Source organism: Paenibacillus montaniterrae (assembly GCF_018403185.1).
Classification (GTDB): Bacteria; Bacillota; Bacilli; order Paenibacillales; family Paenibacillaceae; genus Pristimantibacillus; species Pristimantibacillus montaniterrae.
The window spans coordinates 327,340-345,292 of sequence record NZ_BOSE01000001.1; the positions used below are offsets into that span (position 1 = coordinate 327,340).

The following is a 17,953-nucleotide window of genomic DNA, read 5'->3' on the forward strand; positions in this document are numbered from 1 at the left end:
TTAAAAGACCATAATGATAATAATAGCGACAATGGTCGTTACTGCTAAGCCAAGCAGCACGGGCTTAATGTTGCGGCGGGCCAGCTCGAAGGGGCTGACGCCGCAAATCGCAGCGGCAGGGATGAGCGCCCACGGTATAATCGTGCCGCCACCCACCCATATGCCGGCAATTTGTCCCAAGGCGGTTAAGGTGGCTATGCCTGAGCCCAGCGCATTGCCAAACAGCAGCGCAATTGAGCCGACCAGCGATATGCCGGAAAAGCCCGAGCCGTCCAGCCCCGTAATGGCGCCAACTACGGCAAGGGTAATGCCTGACACCGTCTCATTAACGGGGACATAGTGTGCGAGCGCCAAGCCCAAGTCATTGACAATGCCCATTGATGCTTCGGGCAGCTTCTCGCCAAACATCGCAAAAAATCCACTATCTCCCAAATAGAAGAAGGCCGCTATCGGAATGACGGGTCCAAACACTTTAAAGCCGAATAGAAAGCCGTCAATTAAATAGGCCGTTGCTTTATCCAAGCCTTCTCCCCGGTGCGAGAGCATTGTAATGATAACCATGAGCAAAATCGCCGTTCCGCCAACGAGCGCGGTTGCATCTCCGCCCTGCAAATCAAGCATAAACATGGCTGCAACATCAAGCGCAAAGCAGACGGGTACGATTATAGCTAGCCAGCGCTTCGCTGTCTGGCTTAAATGATCCTTGGAATCATCAAGCTCTGAGCTCAGCCTGGAGGTCGATTCTACGATTCCGTCACGCCAAGTCCCTCTGCGCATATCCCGTTTCATCATCCAATAGGCGCTAATCGTCGTAACCAATCCCATTGTAATGACAAGCGGGATGCTGGCCTGCATTACCTCATGGACTGGAATGCCTGCCGCATCAGCAGTCAGCTTGGGTGCGCCCTGAATAATATAATCGCTGGATAGCGCTATACCATGCCCGAACAAATTCATGGCGACAGCAGCCCCGAGCGCTGGCAGACCAACTCGTGTTGCAACCGGAAGCAGGACGGCGCCAATAAGCGCGACAGCAGGAGAAGGCCAGAAAAACCAGGAAACGACCATCATTATAATGCCGATTCCCCAGAAGGCTAGCGCAGGAGTTTTCATAAGCGGGGTAAATGGCTTGATCATGAGTTCATTAATGCCTGTTTTCATTAAAATCCGGCTAAGTGCCACAATGATCGAAATAATGAGAATCGTGCCAAGCAGCTCCTTGATCGCATAAATGAAGCTGTTGAATACACCGCTGATCGAGCCCTGCATCGTAAGCGTTGCCAGCGCTCCAAGCGCGACGATAGCGGCAATACAGATCAAGGTAGTATCTTTGCGGAATATCATAAATGCAATAATAGCAATCACGAAAAACAAATAAACAAAATGAATTGCGGTTAATTCGAAGACCATAGATTTCGACCTTCTTTCGCATAGTTTGCACCGGAAGCTAGGTGTATGCATAGTGTATGCAGACGCTCGGCTATGCGTTAATACGATTGCAGCTTGCATTCATAAAGTAGACATGCTATGTTACATATGATGTCTGATATGGGATAACGGGAGGAAGGAACATGAACGTAACGATCATACATGCTCAAATGACATACACCAAGCAGGATGGCTATGTCGGCAGCGTGCACTTTGAAGTAGAAGGACATCAGCAGGCCTACGAAATGGCATTGCAAAGCAAAAAGGGCGCGGATTGGGGCTACGGCTTGTTTTTCCTGGCGGGCTCTGGCAACGAGGAGCAATTGCTTCAGGTTGAGGATGAAATCGAGGAGAATGACGAGCTTTTTGAGTCATTGATTGAGGCAGGAATGGCTGCACTGGACAAATAGCCTGGGGGCAGCTCATATGTTAGCAAGGCTGGTGGCTGGTAAGAGGCAGGCTGCTTGCTTGCCGCTCGCAAGCTTATTTATATGCATAAAAATAGCCGTATCAAAGCTGGCATTGATACGGCTGCTTATTTTCCGTCCTGTTCAAGAGCGGATGAATTTGAGCGCTTGCTGCGCAGCTTGCGCCAAACGATGAAGGCCAGAATGAGCACCGCAGCTACAAGAATAATATAAAATATGGATTCATAGCGACTGATCGCTGCTATAATTTCCGGAATGTTGTCGCCTACATAATGTCCGATTAAATAGTAGATTGCCGACCAAGCCATCGCTGCAGGGAAGCCAATCATCGCAAAGCGGAAAAAACGCAAGCGATTTACGCCCATAATATAAGGGGTGGCATGGCGCAAAAATGGAAAGAATACGCTAATCGGGATTGCATAGATGCCATGCTTCTCGACAAGCCGCTGCGACTTATCGTAAATTGCCCCCAGCTTTTGCTTGTCTGTAAACCACTTTCCAAGCTTGCTGCTTGTAAATCTGCCTAAGCTGTAGTTAAAGGACATCGCCGAGCACATGCCCAAGGAGAGCATAATGTACGCGAATGATCCGTGCAGAATGTCGTTTTCAGCCAGTGCACCGCCAGTAAGTGCAACAGCTTCATTAGGAATCGGCAGACCAATCAGTCCAAGGCACAGCACTAAAAATAAAGCAAATGGACCGATATATTCAATAATTTCCAAAAGCAAATCGTAGCCCACGTACATTCTCCTAATTTTAAAATATGTATCCTGTTTTTGGCAGACTCTAGCTATTATACGAAAAAACGATAGAAAAGGTTTCAATCGTGAAGAAAGGGTGTCGTCATTGTTTAAAGATCCAAAAAGAAATGTTGTCATTGCCTTATATTTGGCGACGTTTCTCGCAGCCATAGAAGGAACGATCGTTTCCACGGCGATGCCGATTATTACATCAGAGCTGAAGGGCGCGCATTTATACAGCTGGGTAAATACGATTTATTTGCTCGCGATGGTCGTAGCCACACCGCTATTTGGCAAGCTGTCTGATATATATGGCAGAAAGCGGCTAATCATGCTGGGCACGATTATCTTTTTGCTAGGTTCGGCGCTGTCCGGCATAGCATGGAGCATGTATTCGCTCATTTTCTTCCGCGCCATTCAAGGCTTGGGCGCAGCCTCGCTGATGACCTTGCCGATGATTATTATAACGGATTTATACGAGCTTGAGCAGCGCTCGAAAATTCAAGGCTGGCTGTCGAGCATTTGGGGAGTAGCGGGTATTCTCGGTCCGTTGGTCGGCGGGATGCTTGTAGACTATGTGTCCTGGCGCTCGGTTTTTTATTTGAATGTTCCGTTTGCCTTTGTCGCCTTGGCGCTATTGTACAAATTTTTGCCTGGTCAGGCGGAGCGCAAGCAAACGACGATCGATTACGCGGGCATATTTACGTTTTCCAGCGGTATTTTGCTGCTGCTGTTCGGGCTTAATCAATTTGCCGAAAGTGAAGCGAGCATGCCGATTCGAATTCTTTATTTAGTGGTGATGGTGGTGGGAGCGGGACTGCTCGTTCTGTTCCGCAATGTGGAGAATAGAAAGCAGGAAGCGTTTATGCCGATGGAAATTTTCCGCAGCCGCCAGTTTCTATTTATTTTAATAAGCGGTCTTGTCGTCAGTATTATTAATGTAGCCATTATTTTTTATATTCCATTGTGGATGCAGCATGTTAACCATGCCTCAGCGACGATGTCGGGCAGTATTATGATTCCGCTGTCGATTTTATGGCCGATCGGCTCTATTGTAGCGGGAAATGTGACGGTTAAGCTGGGCATTAAGCGAATGATTGTGCTCGGCTGTATCTTTTTGTGCGCAGGCAGTATCGGAATGGCGAGCATTTCAATGAGCACCTCCTATGTGCTTGTGATGCTGTATATTGCTTGCTCCGGCTTTTCATTTGGAATATTGTTAACGGCATTAATGATCCTGTCGACTATGGTTGCCTCGCAAAAAATTCGCGGTGCCAGCATGTCGGCAGTGCAGCTATTCCGTACATTGGGACAAGCGGTCGGGCTCGTTATTTTCGGCTTATTCCTTTACAGCGATACGGAAAATACGCAGTATTCATTGCATCTGCATGAAAGCTTGCACACCATATTTATGATGATTGGGGTGCTTTCGATACTTTTAAGCATTTATATGGTGTGGATTGCCTGGACCGAGAAGGGCGAGTACAGCTCAGTCTTTGACGGCAAGGCAGCGATTGCGGCCAAGCAAAAATAATCGAGCATAGTCGGTTGAACGATCGACTTGCCGCAGGTATGATGTGAGATAGAGGCTGGAGTAAATTGCAAGAAGTGAATAAATGTTGATGGATAGGAGAATGTTCGGTGGAGTTCAGACCTTGTATTGATTTGCATGATGGAAAAGTGAAGCAAATTGTTGGGGAAACGTTAAACACAGAGCTGGTTGAAAATTTTGTCTCGCAGCATGATTCAACCTATTATGCCGAGCTGTTCAAGCGTGACGGGCTGCGCGGCGGTCATGTCATCATGCTGGGACCGAACAACGAGGAGGCAGCCAAGCGAGCGCTAAGCGCTTATCCAGGCGGTCTGCAGGTTGGCGGAGGCATTCATGCGCAAAACGCCCAGCAGTATCTTGATGAAGGCGCCTCGCATGTGATCGTCACCTCCTATATATTTAAGGATGGCAAATTGAACTGGGACAATTTGCATGCGATCGTCGAGCAGGTTGGCAAGCAGCGGCTGGTCATTGATTTAAGCTGCAAATCGCGTGACGGCCGCTGGTACGTCGTAACGAACCAATGGAAGCAGTTCAGCGATTTTGAAGTGAATGCTGCGAACATTGCGGAGCTGGAGCAGTATTGCGATGAGCTGCTGGTGCACGCAGTTGATGTAGAAGGGAAGCAGTCCGGCATTCAGCAGGATTTGGTACGGGATTTGGCGGAGTGGACGTCGATCCCGACAACCTATGCAGGCGGCGCTCGCTCCCTGGACGACATAGAACTGTTCCGCCAGCTAAGCGGCGGCAAGCTCGGCCTGACAATCGGCAGTGCGCTTTCAATATTTGGCGGCGCGCTTGACTATGAAATGGTGCTGGAAGCATTTCGCAAGGCGTAAGCTAGTTCCAATAGATAAGGCTGCAGGCAGGAAAGGGCGACTTTTCTTGCTTGCGGCTTTTTATATTTAAAAAGCTTGACGATATTAATCGTAACAATTACAATTATTAAAAAGTAATAATTACGATTAAGGAGAGAGCTATGAACAAACGCATTCCCGTTACGGTATTGAGTGGATATTTAGGAGCAGGCAAAACGACGATTTTAAACCATGTGCTGCATAATCGCGAAGGGTTAAAGGTTGCTGTTATTGTTAATGATTTGAGTGAGGTTAATATTGACGGTGGAATTATTAAGCAGGGAGGCGGATTGTCGCGCACTGAAGAGAAGCTGGTCGAAATGTCTAATGGCTGCATATGCTGCACGCTGCGTGAGGATTTGCTGCAGGAGGTGCAGCGGCTGGCGAGTGATTATGAGCTCGATTACATATTGATCGAGTCAACTGGCATAGGCGAGCCTATTCCTGTGGCGCAAACCTTTACTTATGTGGATGAGGATTTAGGCATTGATCTGTCTCAGCTTTGCCGTCTTGATACGATGGTTACTGTAGTTGATGCTTATTCTTTCTGGCATAATTTCTCCTCGGGCGAATCGCTGCTGGATCGCAAGCAGGCGATCGATGAACAGGACGAGCGTGAGGTTGTGGATCTGCTTATTGATCAAATTGAATTTTGTGATGTACTCATATTGAATAAATGCGACCTGGTTTCAGAGGAAGAGCTGAATAAGCTTGAAGGCATTATCGCCAAGCTGCAGCCAAGAGCGAAAATCATTAGGTCTTCGCACGGCAAGGTGGCTCCGCAGGAGATATTGAATACCGGGCGCTTTAATTTTGAGGAGGCAAGCCAATCGGCGGGCTGGCTGTACGAATTGAACAATGAGCATACGCCAGAAACTGAGGAGTATGGCATCTCTTCCTTTGTCTTTGAGCGCAAGCGGCCATTCCATCCAGAGCGCTTAATGAACTGGATGGGCGAATGGCATGAGCAAATCGTACGAGCCAAAGGCATTGTCTGGCTCGCTTCCCGTAATGATATGGCGCAGAGCTTAAGCCAGGCGGGGCCGTCAATTTCATTTGGTCCAGCAGGGCAATGGGTCGCAGCATTGCCGCAAGCTATCCAGAAAAGGATACTCGACGATGAGCCAGAGCTGGCGCAAGGCTGGCATCCGCAATTTGGAGACAGGCTGAACAAGCTCGTTCTGATTGGCATTGAAATGGATAAGCAGGCGATTACAGCCGAGTTAGATGAATGCTTGTTGACTGATGAAGAGATGTCGCTGGACTGGAGTCAGTTTAATGATACATTTCCGAATCCGACACAGCTGGCATAGACTGGACTAGGAAACCTAGCAGCGATCACATTAACCGAATACCATAAAAATAATTATGTAAACTATATTCAAAAAAACTCAAGCTCTTGTAGAAGGGTGATCGCTGCCAGTCAGCATTCATTTCCTTTGCAGCGCTTGAGTTTTTATTTGGTAACACGAAATAGGCAATCTTCATACGATATTTATGTTCGGCAATTGTGCATGTAAGCTAAAATTAAGTCTTGGTCATTGGTAGGAACCATAGTAAAATGAATAAGGGTGTGCGAAACTGGAAAAGCTTGCAAAACCGATATATTCGTCTGCCACACAGCACATATTGGCTATGGCATTGGGCATAGTTATGAAAGCAGGTACTTGCGCAGCTTAATCTCTGCTATATGCAAGTATAGAAACATCAGGGAAAACCAGAACGAAGGAGCTAACATATGGTAAGTGCAATGATCGGAAGTTTTATATCTGCTATGGCAACGGTTCTCGGAGCTTTGCCGCTGCTGTTTGTTAAGAAGCTTTCTGAGAAATGGAAGGACGTGCTCGTCGCATTTACGGCGGGGATTATGGTTAGTGCGACTACCTTTGGCTTGATTCCGCAGGCATTGGAGGAGTCGAAGCTTTGGATTTTAACGGTTGGCTTGCTTATCGGCATTCTTGTATTGGATTTGATTGAGAAAAATGTGCCGCATATTGATGTTGAGCGCTATAAAGGAATCAAACAGTTCGATACAAAGTCGCTACTTGTCATTATTGCCTTGTTTATTCATAACATTCCTGAAGGTCTTAGCACCGGCTTCAGCTATGCCAGTGCCAATGAAGGTCTGGGCCCGATGATCGCGATTGCGATCGGGGCGCAAAATATTCCTGAAGGCTTAATACTGGCTGTTTTTCTTATCCAGTCCCAGGTAAGCAAGCTGCGTTCGCTGTTGATTGTTGCTGTAACTGGTTTGGTTGAGGTTGTGTCGGCGGTTATCGGCTTTTTTGCAGCTTCTTATATTTCGATGCTGATTGGCTTTGGCTTGGCCTTTGCCGCCGGCGCTATGCTGTTTATCGTATATAAGGAATTGATTCCTGAGACGCATGGGCACGGCTTTGAGCGTCCAGCCACCTATTCCTTTATTATTGGACTGCTTGTGATGATCTACATTAGCTATTTCTTCGGCTAGAGCTGAGCTGCGTTACAATAATATGAGGATGATTGTACTGGATCGTTTGAACTAGCTTTTTTAGACGATTAAGATCATCAAATATGAAGGTATTGCTAGAGAATGAAAATGAAATTTCTTTTTGCGGCAAACAAAAGATAAGGTAGTATATGGTGTGTACCCCGACCTTTTTCTCATAAAACCTGATGCTGTTAATGTGGCTGCAGTTTATTTTACTTATCTTAAATTTTTTGTATAAGAGAAAGCCATTCCCATAGCACAGGCAGTTTTTAAATAGAGTTTGATTCATTTCGTTAATCGTCTGTTCATTAAAAATTAAAGGTTCCTTTGCGTGAGGATAAAGTAACAACATTAATAAAATAATCGGGATCGACAGAATGCCTGTGAGATAGAGCAACGCTTGATAATACAGAGCTGCGTTGCTATTGTCCAGCATATAAGCAAACAATATAATAATACTTATGCTTAGGGCCAATAGAAAGCCGATGCCATATCGGCTCATTGTTTTTTTCTTTTCTAGCATTTTTAAAGCTGGGGCTTCATTTTTCATACAGCATACCTCTTATAAATTGTTTTCAGCTTGATTTGTATACGCATTTTACGGAAATAAGTTTCCAGCTTTTCGCTAAAATGTTGGCGGTAATCCAATCAATGAGGATGATATAGATCAGCTGGTTGAGCGAGTCTCAACCAGCTGTTTTTTATATGCGCTTGAAGCGTGGTAAAATAATGGTTAGAAATGGTGGAGGTGAAGGAGTGTGAAAAAAGCTTTACTCGTATGCGGATTGGTGAGCGTGTTGTTAGTCGCAGGCTGCTCCGAAAATCAACAAACAGACCCGGTTATAGAGCAGCCAGAAACGACTAATGTGCAGGAAAACACGCTGCGAGAGGTAATTGCAGAAAATCTTGCGTCTCCCTGGTCTATTGCAAAGGCGGAACAAACCTTTTACGTGACTGAAAGGGGAGGCAGCATTGTGAAAATCGAAGACGGAGAGATGGAACGACAGCAGGTACAGCTGGAAAAGGAGCTGGCGACAGCTTCAGAGGCTGGCTTGCTTGGTTTTGTACTGGCTCCCGATTTTGCGGAAACAGGCATCGCGTATGCTTACTATACGTACGAAGACGGATCAGGACAATATAATCGCATCGTAACAATGCGATTGGAGGATGGCCTTTGGCGAGAGGAGCAATTGCTGCTCGATCAAATTCCAAGTGGTTCATTTCACCATGGCGGTAGAATAAAAATCGGACCCGATGGGAAGCTGTATGCAACAGCAGGCGATGCTTCTGCTGCGGATATAGCGCAGGAGCCCGGCTCATTGGGCGGCAAAATTTTGCGCCTTAATCTTGATGGTTCTATACCTGACGATAATCCCGTGCCTGACTCCTACGTTTACAGCGCTGGGCATCGCAACCCGCAAGGCTTGGCCTGGACATCTGATGGCAAGCTCTATGCAAGTGAGCATGGCAATCGCGCAAATGATGAAATCAATCTCATTGAGGCTGGGCAAAACTATGGCTGGCCGATTATTGAAGGCAAGGAGCGGCAGGAGGGCTTGATTTCGCCAATATTCACCTCTGGTGACGGGACGACCTGGGCGCCGTCAGGCATGGATGTGTATGAGAATAAATTATATGTCGCGGCGTTACGAGGCACTGCAGTGCTGGAGTTTGATCTTGCTGCCAACAGCTACCATGAAGTCATTACAGATGTGGGCAGAGTGCGCGATATATGGATTGACGGCGATGATATGTATATGATTACGAATAATACCGATGGCCGTGGTACGCCACAGCAGGGCGATGACAAGCTGTACAAAATATCGCTTTCACAATTAAATTCAGAGGAAAAATAAAATTTGAAGGTTGGGTGAAGGATTTCACGCCCAATCATACATAAAAATAATTATGTAAACAAATTTTGGTGAAAAGCTTATTATGGTAAAAAGCGGAGGCTGACACAGACTGATTAAGAACTGTTAATGATAATTGCGCAGCTATTCATGAAACTGGATAACGCTATTTACAGTTAATAAATAATCATCAGAGCGCCATAAGGATCGAGTCTGATCATTTAACGTTATCCAGTTTCATTCAACCACTCCAGCAAGCAAGCTACTGCTCGCTTGCTTCAAGCTCTAATGCATTGAGGTAGGCCACCAGCTGCGCGGCAGCCTGATACTGTTCGTTTAATTTTTTATGCATATTTTGAAATGCGGACTGAAAGGACTTTTCAACGCTTTCGATCTGCTGGTTGTCGAGATCATTTAGGAGCTGCTTCATCTGACCAATAAAATAAATGGTTTTCCTCAAGCTGCTAATGATCAAAATTTTCCGTATTTCATACGGCGAGAATACGCGATATCCATTGTCTGGATTTCGTTCAGACTGAATTAACCCTTCCTTTTCCCAGTGCCTGATCGCAGAAGCATTAACTCCGGCTGCGGCAGCCGCCTCGCCGATGCTCATCTGTTCCTTTAGCTGTCGCCCTTTTAATGAAGAGAAGTCGGACGCTTGCAGCATGCTGACAATGCTTTCTACTCTCATTTTCTCCAGCTGTATGTTGTACTGCTGCTTATTGATTAGCCAGAGCGCTTCATCCTTATGCCCTTGCTTCACCTTTCTCATAATGTCATAGGCAACGTTAACGCTATATGCCTGCAATAATGCGCGAATCGTAGTGAAGGCCTGCAAATGGATGGAGGTATAGCTTCTGCGATTGCTTTTCGTTCTTGGTACATCAGGGATCAAATCCAGCTCTTCGTACTTTCGCAATGTTGTTGTACTAACGAGAAGCATGCTGGCGATTTGCTTCGGTGTATAGAGTGAGCTCATCAATCCTACATCTCCAATCCTTAAAGTTTAACCTTAAACTGCTACGTTAACATTTGAAGGGGAAGTTTATTGTAATTCATAGCGATTATTTTTGCAATCCGAAAGATTGCATCAATGTTATATGATAGTTGCGTAATCACTTTCTACAAACTTTGAATCGAATGGAGGCAATGCGTATGTCTAGTATTAAGGTTAGAGGAGCGAAGGAAGGGAATTTGAAAAACATTAGTTTGGATATTCCGCGCGATCAGCTAGTTGTATTAACCGGGTTATCTGGTTCGGGCAAGTCTACGTTGGCTGTCGATGTTATTTTTCAGGAGTGTCAGCGGCAATATTTGGAGGCGATCGGGCTGCAGGGGATACAAAAACCGCAAATTGACTCGATTACGAATGTGTCCCCCGCTATTATGATCTCCCAGCACCAAACGAATAAAAATCCACGTTCCACTGTTGGCACGCTCACCAATATTTACACAGATTTGCGCATGGTTTATGAAAAGCTGGCCGTTAGAGCTTGTCCAAGCTGCCACACCCTTATTTCAGCCGCTGCCTGCAAGGAGGAAACCGAGAAGGTAGAAGGCGATTTTAAAGTATATATGGCTTGCAGCGCCTGCGGCTATAAAATGGACAAGCTGACGCGATCGCATTTTTCCTATAATACGATGGAAGGTGCATGCTCAAAATGTGAAGGGCTCGGTAAAGTTATGACCTTGAACAAGCCGGCCATCATTCAGGAGCAATTGTCGCTGGAGGATGGAGCCGTTCACTACTGGGATCATGGCGCCTACAAGGATTACCAGATTGCTGTACTGTACAGCGCATTCGAGCATTACGGCGTTCCCGTTGCTCCAGGAACTCCAGTAGCGGCCTATAGCGAAGCGCAAAAAGAACTGCTGTATTATGGTGTAGACGCTGACGAGGTTAAAAAGCGTTTCCCAGACATTGCGCCGCCGAAAACGGTGAGCGGAGGCAAATTTGAAGGCATTTATACAACGCTTTGGAGGCGGCTGTCTGAAAAAGGCGGAGAGGACAATCGGCTAAGCGTATTTTTTGAATCGGCGGTTTGCCCGGACTGCAACGGCGAACGACTGGCACATTTAAGCCGCCATGCAACGGTTGCAGATGTGCGACTGCCTGAACTTACGGTCAAATCGCTGGAGCAGCTGCTGGAATGGATTGTAGCGCTTGAGCAAAGCTTGAGCGCCGACAGCGATGAGCTGGTGCAGGTGTATTTACTCGATATTAAAACGAAGGTGCAGCGCTTGCTCAATGTCGGCTTGGGCTATCTTTCGCTCGATCGTGCAACGATTACGCTATCTGGCGGCGAGCTGCAGCGCATTAAGCTGGCGGCAGCGCTCGACTCGGATTTGACAGGGCTCATTTATATTTTGGATGAACCGACGATTGGGCTGCATGCCAAGGATACGCAGGGCATTATCGAGGAGCTAAAAAGGCTGAGAGACAAAGGCAACTCTGTGCTCGTCATTGAGCATGATCCGGATGTAATGCAGCAGGCGGACTATATTATCGATATTGGGCCGGGCTCAGGCAAGCATGGCGGTCAAATTATTGGCGAGGGCACGCTGCAGCAGCTTATGGAGCAGGAAGGCTCGGTAACAGGAGCGTATTTGCAGCGAAATGACTCTCCTAAGAGCAGCAACCGCAAAGGCTCAGGCGAATATCTCGAAATCAAGCATGCAACGGCTCATAATTTGCAAAATGTCCATGTGCGCTTTCCGCTTGACAGCCTTATTGCGGTTACGGGCGTGTCGGGATCAGGAAAATCAACACTTGTGTTCGATGTCCTGGCAGAGGCTGCCGCACAATCAAGCTCCAGGCAGCAAGAGAACGTTGTACTGGGCAAAGAGCTATTCGACCAGCAGATTACAATCGAGCAAGCGGCGATTAGCAAAATGAAGCGCTCCAATGTTGCGACCTATTCTGAGGTGTACACCGAAATAAGAAAGCTGTTTGCAGGGGTGGGGGAAGCTAAGGAAAAGGGGCTCACGGCTAAGCATTTTTCCTTCAACACACCAGGCGGACGCTGTGAAAACTGTCAGGGGCTCGGCTTTGTTACGAGCAATATGCTGTTCTTTAAGGACATTGAGGTGAAATGTCCGGTTTGCCAAGGGCATCAATTCAATGAAGAGGTGCTTTCGGTCAAATATGAAGACTTGTCGATTAGAGATGTGCTGCAATTATCGGTCGAGGATGCGCTGCAGGTGTTTTGCAAGCACAGTAAAATCCAACGCATTTTACAGCTGCTGCACGAGGTTGGGCTGGATTATGTTCAGCTTGGTCAAACGTTAACGACCTTGTCTGGCGGGGAAGGACAGCGCTTGAAGCTGGCCAAGGAGCTGATCAGCAACAAGGGCAAACGCAGCCTGTACTTGATGGATGAGCCAACGACTGGCCTGCATCCTGTTGATGTCGACAACTTTATCGTCTTGCTCAACCGCATTGTCGATGAAGGCAACACCGTGATCATCGTCGAGCACAACCAACAGGTGATCGCAGCAGCGGACTGGATTATTGATCTTGGTCCTGAAGGAGGCAACCAAGGCGGCCAAATCGTGTTTGAAGGAACGCCGGCTGAGATGATGGCGGGCAGCCAAACCTCGACTGCGCAATATTTACGGCAAAGCTATAGTGTCTAAATGTGGAAAAGTGATTCAAGTAATGTGCTGCTTTTATAGATTGTCATGAGGTGCTGCTGCCTCTAAGCAGCAGTCTATCTTATATCTTTGTGCTGCCTCCTGTCTGTTAACTCGGAAGGAGGCTTTTTGTATGGATAAAATATTATCGCTGGTGATTATTCGTATTACGATGCGCTGAATGGCGAGTCGTTTGAGGATCAAGTGCTTTATCATTATGATTGGAACAAAGCTGATCATCGGCAACATACTGATAAAAGGAGCGATAGAAAACCGTTTGGTGGTCAATTACCCCAAAGTTCATTATAATGAGAAAGTGGCTTGAAGCTAGCTATAAGAAATTTGACACAAGGAGGCCACAGTTGAAATGTATAACACGCTTATTCCGTTCCCGGCTGGTTTTTGGACTAGTTTAGGTCATTTGGGGATAGATGCTCAAGATATCATTCGAAAAGGTCGGCTTCCTAACACGCTTATGACACAACAAGCAGTTACGGTTGCCCAATATTTTGCAATTTGGCAGGCATATTCTGATCTGGTTGGCGACATAGCTAAAGGCATCGTGAGCCTTGCGTCGGCCTTTGAAACCGCGAAATTCCCGCCGCCTGTCCTGGCGACCTACCATGCAGGCAGCTACCGGGAAGCGCTAAGCTTCATGGCTCGTTATAAGCAAATGTGTCCTCCCGCTTCGATGCGAATAGCAGAAGAAGGCGAGCTGTGCACCATTGATTTGGGGTGGGGTCAGCCAGAGCAAGTTGGTCCGGCGATTTTGACCGGCATCACGCTGGCATTTCTTCTTGAGCTTGGACGTCGAGGAACAGGGAGACCATTGTCGGCTCGTTCCATTGAGTTTACTCAATCCATGGGAGATGTACAGGTGCTGGAAGAATATTTCGGTTGCCGTGTTCGGACGAGTAGTTCCACGAATCGGATGGTGCTGCATCGAAGAGATTTGGATCGCATCTTTGTTTCAAATAACGAAGAATTGATGGAAATTCTGACTCCTGTTCTGGATAAGACTTTGGAGGAACAACTAAGCAGCAGCTCCTTCGCCGAAACGGTTAAACAGCTAGTAAAACAGAGCCTCGCCGAAGGGAAGGCAAGCATTCATGTTATTGCGAAGGAGCTTGGAATGAGTGAGCGTTCCTTGCAGCGGCGCCTTGCCGACGAAAATACAAGCTTTAAGCAGCTGATGACTGAAGGGAAGCAGGAGCAGGCTCGAGCATATTTGACAAATCCTTCACTTCCTATAAAAGAAGTAGCCTATTTATTAGGCTATAGGGACCAGAACTCGTTCTATCGCGCCTTTCGCCAATGGGAAGGCGAGACTCCGTTAACATGGCGTGCTGAACATATGATATAACATGAGATCATTAAACATATGGCGCGTGAAGCATGAAGGTTGGCGTTATGTGCTAGTTTATGAACTCGCTCAATCCTGTACTATAACCATAACCCGTTACGAAAATTACAATGTTAAGGAGATATGGATAATGGATATGGGATTACGCAATAAAACAGCACTAGTTACAGGATCGACGAAAGGGATTGGCAAAGCCATCGCACTTGAATTGGCGAGAGAAGGGGTTCATGTACTCGTTAATGGGCGAAGCAAAGAGGAAGTAGAACGAACGGTTGAGGAAATCAAGTCCAAATTTCCTGAAACTAATCCGCAAAATGCTGCGGCAGATCTTGTAAATCTTCAACAAAGGGAAGCTTTGTTTGAAAAATTTCCTAGTATAGATATTTTAATAAACAATATAGGAATTTATGAAATTATGCAATACGAAGATATCGACGATGAGATATGGGAAACCTATTTCCGCACCAATGTGCTTGCCGCCAATGGATTGTGTAAATTTTATATGCCTAAGATGCTGGAAAGCGGCTTTGGCCGCATTCTTTTTATAGCGAGCGAAGAAGCATTGATGCCATCAGGACAGATGCCGCAGTATTGCATGACTAAAACGATGCTATTGTCTTTAGCAAAGAGCTTATCGAAGTTAACTGCTGGTACAGAAATAACCGTAAATACGATCATGCCAGGACCTACACTTTCCGAGAATGTGCATCAAATTATTGACAGTGTATACCAGGATGAGACATTAACATTTGCGCAAAAAGAGAAGCTCTTTATGGATACAAATTTGCCTCAATCCGAAATTCAGCGATTTATTAGGCCTGCTGAGATCGGAAGACTGGCTGCATTTGTAAGTAGTCCATATGCCGCTGCGTTTAGAGGCTCGCCGATTCGTATGGACGGAGGGATGATTCCCACAATATTTTAGTGTAACGCCGATTTATGAATCTAATCCGCCTCAAGCTACAGACCCTATAGCGAGACGGATAAAGAGCTAATTGTGGACGAGATCGGTTATCACGGAACAGATATGTACCATAGGGGCGAGCAGGGGGACGCATTAAACAGAATTTAATTAAAGGAAATCCATTTTAGCCGCTAATAGCGGCTTTTTTTGTTGGACAGAGCAATCAATTAAATGGAGTTTTCCTTTCTATACGCTCCAGGTGTTATTCCGACTTTTTTTCTAAACATTCTAATAAAGTAGCTGGGAGAATTAAAACCACACTCCGAACAGATTTCCTGGATAGAACGGGTAGTGCTGTGTAAAAGACGTTTCGCAGCTTCAATCCGGTATTGCAATAAATATTCTCCAGGCGAACATTTCATATAGGAATGAAAGCACCGTGACGCCTCACTTTTACTAATATTTGCAGCGTTCGAAATATTCTGGAGAGTCACAGCGCTCATGTAATTTTTTTGAATATATGAAAGCATGTTCTGAAGCCTCACCTGATATTGCAGTTCTCGTTTATCAGTAGTAACGGGAGGAAGCTGATCCCGGTGTTCAACAAATGATAACCATATCTGATTGAGCAGGCATTGTACCTGCATTTCGAAGCCAACTTCTGAGATCGAATCAACACTAAAATCGAGAAAAGGAAATGAACCATAGCTGCTCTCAGCGCCGTATTGCTGAAGCAAAGCAAAAATCTTTTCCAGCTTTTTTAGAATTTCGTTATGCCAAGCTTCTTGGGCATGTAAAACGACATAAGGCAAATTTTTATCGCCAAGAATTGGCATTATATATTTTTTATATAGGATACTGGTATGCGGAGCGATCAACTCGGCAGAAAATACGATGTTAGGGCATTCACAAACATCATATTCGCTTTTTTGTTCAAAGCAGTGCAAGGTATTACTACTGATGAAGATGCCATCATTAGCTTCTAATTCAATACGGTGATGACCCACTTGAACCAATACTGTCCCTCCGCGGGCAACAAAGAACTCCGGCTCAAAGTGCCAATGGAGAGGCACTCTACGATTAAGGAATTTATGCAATTCATCCACATAAAACTGAATGGGGAAGTCGAGCTGACCATGCTGAGTATTTTCAAAAAACGTTTTATCTAGCGGCATGGCATCGATCCTCATCGAAATCATCCTTTCTGGGAAAATAGTTATACTTTATGAGAATAAAGTGGCTTGAACGGTGTTTGTTCGATGATATAATACTACCTGTACTGTAAAGCTATTGCAAGATGACTGTAAATTATAGGGTGAATTGATTTAGGAGGCATTCAGAATTAATGCAGCGAACTAACAAATTTAACAAGGTATATGCCTGGCAGCTTGCTACTATCTTTTTAGGTTTTATTGTTTTCGGCATCTCAGAGAATATTAAAGGCCCTGCGATTCCAAGGATTCAGTTTGATTTTAATTTAAATGAAGAACAATTGGGCAGTTTGTTATCCTTGAATGCCTTAGGATATTTAATTGCTTGCTCGTTTACTGCTGTTCTAGTACGAAAATGGGGGATTAAAGCAGCGAGTATTTTAGCTTTTGCCTCCATGTTGATTTCTGGTGTGTTTATATTTGTATCGCATACTTATTCGCTCTTTGCTGCTTCTTATTTTTTGATGTATATCGGAAATGGGATGCTGGAGATTGCACTGGCGATATTGGGAGCCAGAATCTTTGTCAAAAATACGGGAACAATGATGAATTTATCCCATGCTTTTTACGGCTTAAGTTCAACGGTCGCACCTCTAGTTGCAACGGGAGTCATGTCTGTTCAGCTGTTTGGACTAACGCTTGATTGGCGCGGCATGTACCTAGTCATGCTTGCTTTAGCCTTGTTACCGATTTTGACTGCCTTGCGCAGTTCATTTCCTGGGGATGATCTTCCGAGTGAAAGCAGGCTTCCTTTTAAAGAATTGGTGCGAGACCCTGCTTTATGGTGGATGGTGCTGATTCTCTCATTCGGAGTTGTATCTGAATTGGCTGTAGGAGGCTGGCTAGTAAATTTTCTGGAAAAAGCTTACCACTGGAGCACAGTTAAAGCTTCCGGCATGTTGTCTATATTTTTTCTTCTATTTGCGATTGCTAGACTACTGTTGGGTCCTGTGACAGATCGAATTGGATTTACTTTTTCTCTCATTATTTTTTCGGGCTTTTCAGCAATATGTACGTTTGTTGCTATTGTTGGAGGGGAGCAGTGGTCTTTTCTTTTTGCAGCAGCAGGTATTGGGATTGCAATGATTTATCCAACTGTTATGGCCTTTATTGCCAAACGGTATCCGCGTGGAAGCGATACGGCGATCACCTTTACTGTTACACTAATGGGACTTGGCAGCGTTATCGGCAACTATGTGATCGGTTTTATTATAGAAATGGTTAAAAAGCTTTACGGTGAAGGAGACTCCGTTGGCTTGCTGCGCGGACTACAGGCAGGCTATGGCTTTATTGGGTTATGCGCTCTTCTATGTGCCGTTTGCGGCTGCATTTTGTATTGGTATTTAAAAAAGCGTGGGGAATTGATCTAAGCATTGCCAGCGTGTTGTGTTGTTATTAAACGTCGTGTCCTTAAATCATATGGGACACGGCGAGTGTTGAAAATAAAAACCATCTTGAAACTGACGTAATGTACGCAGTTCAAGATGGGATATTTATAATATATGCGCGCT

The 17,953-nt window shown here is 45.7% G+C and carries 15 protein-coding genes and 1 pseudogene; 11 read left to right on the top strand and 5 right to left on the bottom strand.

Going from position 1 to position 17,953, the window contains the following annotated elements; all coding sequences use genetic code 11:
• Positions 1-1,410 (bottom strand): hypothetical protein, encoded by a 1,410-nt coding sequence (locus KJS52_RS01610; RefSeq protein ID WP_213512892.1) that lies wholly within the window; start codon positions 1,408-1,410, stop codon positions 1-3.
• Between the two features lie 161 nt (positions 1,411-1,571).
• Here KJS52_RS01610 and KJS52_RS01615 point away from each other — a divergent pair, with 161 nt between their 5' ends.
• Positions 1,572-1,838, top strand: coding sequence for a hypothetical protein (locus KJS52_RS01615; RefSeq protein ID WP_213512893.1), 267 nt, complete (start codon positions 1,572-1,574; stop codon positions 1,836-1,838).
• 125 nt (positions 1,839-1,963) lie between these two features.
• Here KJS52_RS01615 and KJS52_RS01620 read toward each other — a convergent pair whose 3' ends face one another.
• A complete protein-coding gene (locus tag KJS52_RS01620) occupies positions 1,964-2,596 on the bottom strand; it encodes a DedA family protein (protein WP_213512894.1) in 633 nt (210 codons plus the stop codon).
• Between the two features lie 13 nt (positions 2,597-2,609).
• On the opposite strand from KJS52_RS01620, the gene KJS52_RS01625 reads away from it, so the two are divergent.
• The 4 genes from KJS52_RS01625 to KJS52_RS01640 all read left to right on the top strand — a co-directional run bounded on the left by KJS52_RS01625 (position 2,610) and on the right by KJS52_RS01640 (position 7,475).
• Positions 2,610-4,130, top strand: a complete 1,521-nt coding sequence (locus KJS52_RS01625; protein ID WP_281425555.1) for an MDR family MFS transporter — start codon at positions 2,610-2,612, stop codon at positions 4,128-4,130.
• 107 nt (positions 4,131-4,237) lie between these two features.
• Positions 4,238-4,987: a phosphoribosylformimino-5-aminoimidazole carboxamide ribotide isomerase gene (hisA, locus tag KJS52_RS01630; protein WP_213512896.1), complete on the top strand. Its 750-nt coding sequence runs from the start codon at positions 4,238-4,240 to the stop codon at positions 4,985-4,987.
• A gap of 140 nt (positions 4,988-5,127) precedes the next feature.
• Positions 5,128-6,318 (top strand): GTP-binding protein, encoded by a 1,191-nt coding sequence (locus KJS52_RS01635; RefSeq protein ID WP_213512897.1) that lies wholly within the window; start codon positions 5,128-5,130, stop codon positions 6,316-6,318.
• A 425-nt stretch (positions 6,319-6,743) separates the two neighbouring features.
• Positions 6,744-7,475 carry a ZIP family metal transporter gene (locus KJS52_RS01640; protein WP_213512898.1) on the top strand — a complete coding sequence of 244 codons (732 nt, stop codon included), beginning with the start codon at positions 6,744-6,746 and terminating at the stop codon, positions 7,473-7,475.
• Here KJS52_RS01640 and KJS52_RS01645 read toward each other — a convergent pair.
• Entirely contained in the window at positions 7,456-8,025 is a 570-nt protein-coding gene (locus KJS52_RS01645; RefSeq protein ID WP_213512899.1) for a hypothetical protein, read from the bottom strand. The genes KJS52_RS01640 and KJS52_RS01645 overlap by 20 nt on opposite strands.
• A gap of 208 nt (positions 8,026-8,233) precedes the next feature.
• Here KJS52_RS01645 and KJS52_RS01650 point away from each other — a divergent pair, with 208 nt between their 5' ends.
• A complete protein-coding gene (locus KJS52_RS01650; protein WP_213512900.1) occupies positions 8,234-9,331 on the top strand; it encodes a PQQ-dependent sugar dehydrogenase in 1,098 nt (365 codons plus the stop codon).
• Between the two features lie 259 nt (positions 9,332-9,590).
• Here the strand turns inward: KJS52_RS01650 and KJS52_RS01655 are convergent, their stop codons facing one another.
• Complete coding sequence (locus KJS52_RS01655) at positions 9,591-10,310, bottom strand: MerR family transcriptional regulator (RefSeq protein WP_213512901.1); 720 nt, start codon at positions 10,308-10,310, stop codon at positions 9,591-9,593.
• A gap of 176 nt (positions 10,311-10,486) precedes the next feature.
• On the opposite strand from KJS52_RS01655, the gene KJS52_RS01660 reads away from it, so the two are divergent.
• The 4 genes and pseudogenes from KJS52_RS01660 to KJS52_RS01675 all read left to right on the top strand — a co-directional run bounded on the left by KJS52_RS01660 (position 10,487) and on the right by KJS52_RS01675 (position 15,252).
• Complete coding sequence (locus tag KJS52_RS01660; RefSeq protein WP_246563035.1) at positions 10,487-12,967, top strand: ATP-binding cassette domain-containing protein; 2,481 nt, start codon at positions 10,487-10,489, stop codon at positions 12,965-12,967.
• A gap of 138 nt (positions 12,968-13,105) precedes the next feature.
• Positions 13,106-13,186 (top strand): annotated as a pseudogene (locus KJS52_RS01665) (acetyltransferase); the annotation flags it as partial.
• A 145-nt stretch (positions 13,187-13,331) separates the two neighbouring features.
• The gene (locus KJS52_RS01670; RefSeq protein ID WP_213512903.1) at positions 13,332-14,327 is read left to right on the top strand and encodes an AraC family transcriptional regulator; all 996 of its coding nucleotides are present in this window, start codon (positions 13,332-13,334) and stop codon (positions 14,325-14,327) included.
• Between the two features lie 130 nt (positions 14,328-14,457).
• Positions 14,458-15,252, top strand: coding sequence for an SDR family NAD(P)-dependent oxidoreductase (locus tag KJS52_RS01675; RefSeq protein ID WP_213513761.1), 795 nt, complete (start codon positions 14,458-14,460; stop codon positions 15,250-15,252).
• Positions 15,253-15,458: 206 nt separating this feature from the next.
• On the opposite strand, the gene KJS52_RS01680 is transcribed toward KJS52_RS01675, so the two are convergent.
• A complete protein-coding gene (locus KJS52_RS01680; protein ID WP_213512904.1) occupies positions 15,459-16,421 on the bottom strand; it encodes a helix-turn-helix domain-containing protein in 963 nt (320 codons plus the stop codon).
• Positions 16,422-16,576: 155 nt separating this feature from the next.
• Here KJS52_RS01680 and KJS52_RS01685 point away from each other — a divergent pair, with 155 nt between their 5' ends.
• Positions 16,577-17,812, top strand: a complete 1,236-nt coding sequence (locus tag KJS52_RS01685; RefSeq protein ID WP_213512905.1) for an MFS transporter — start codon at positions 16,577-16,579, stop codon at positions 17,810-17,812.
• The last annotated feature ends 141 nt before the right edge of the window (positions 17,813-17,953 follow it).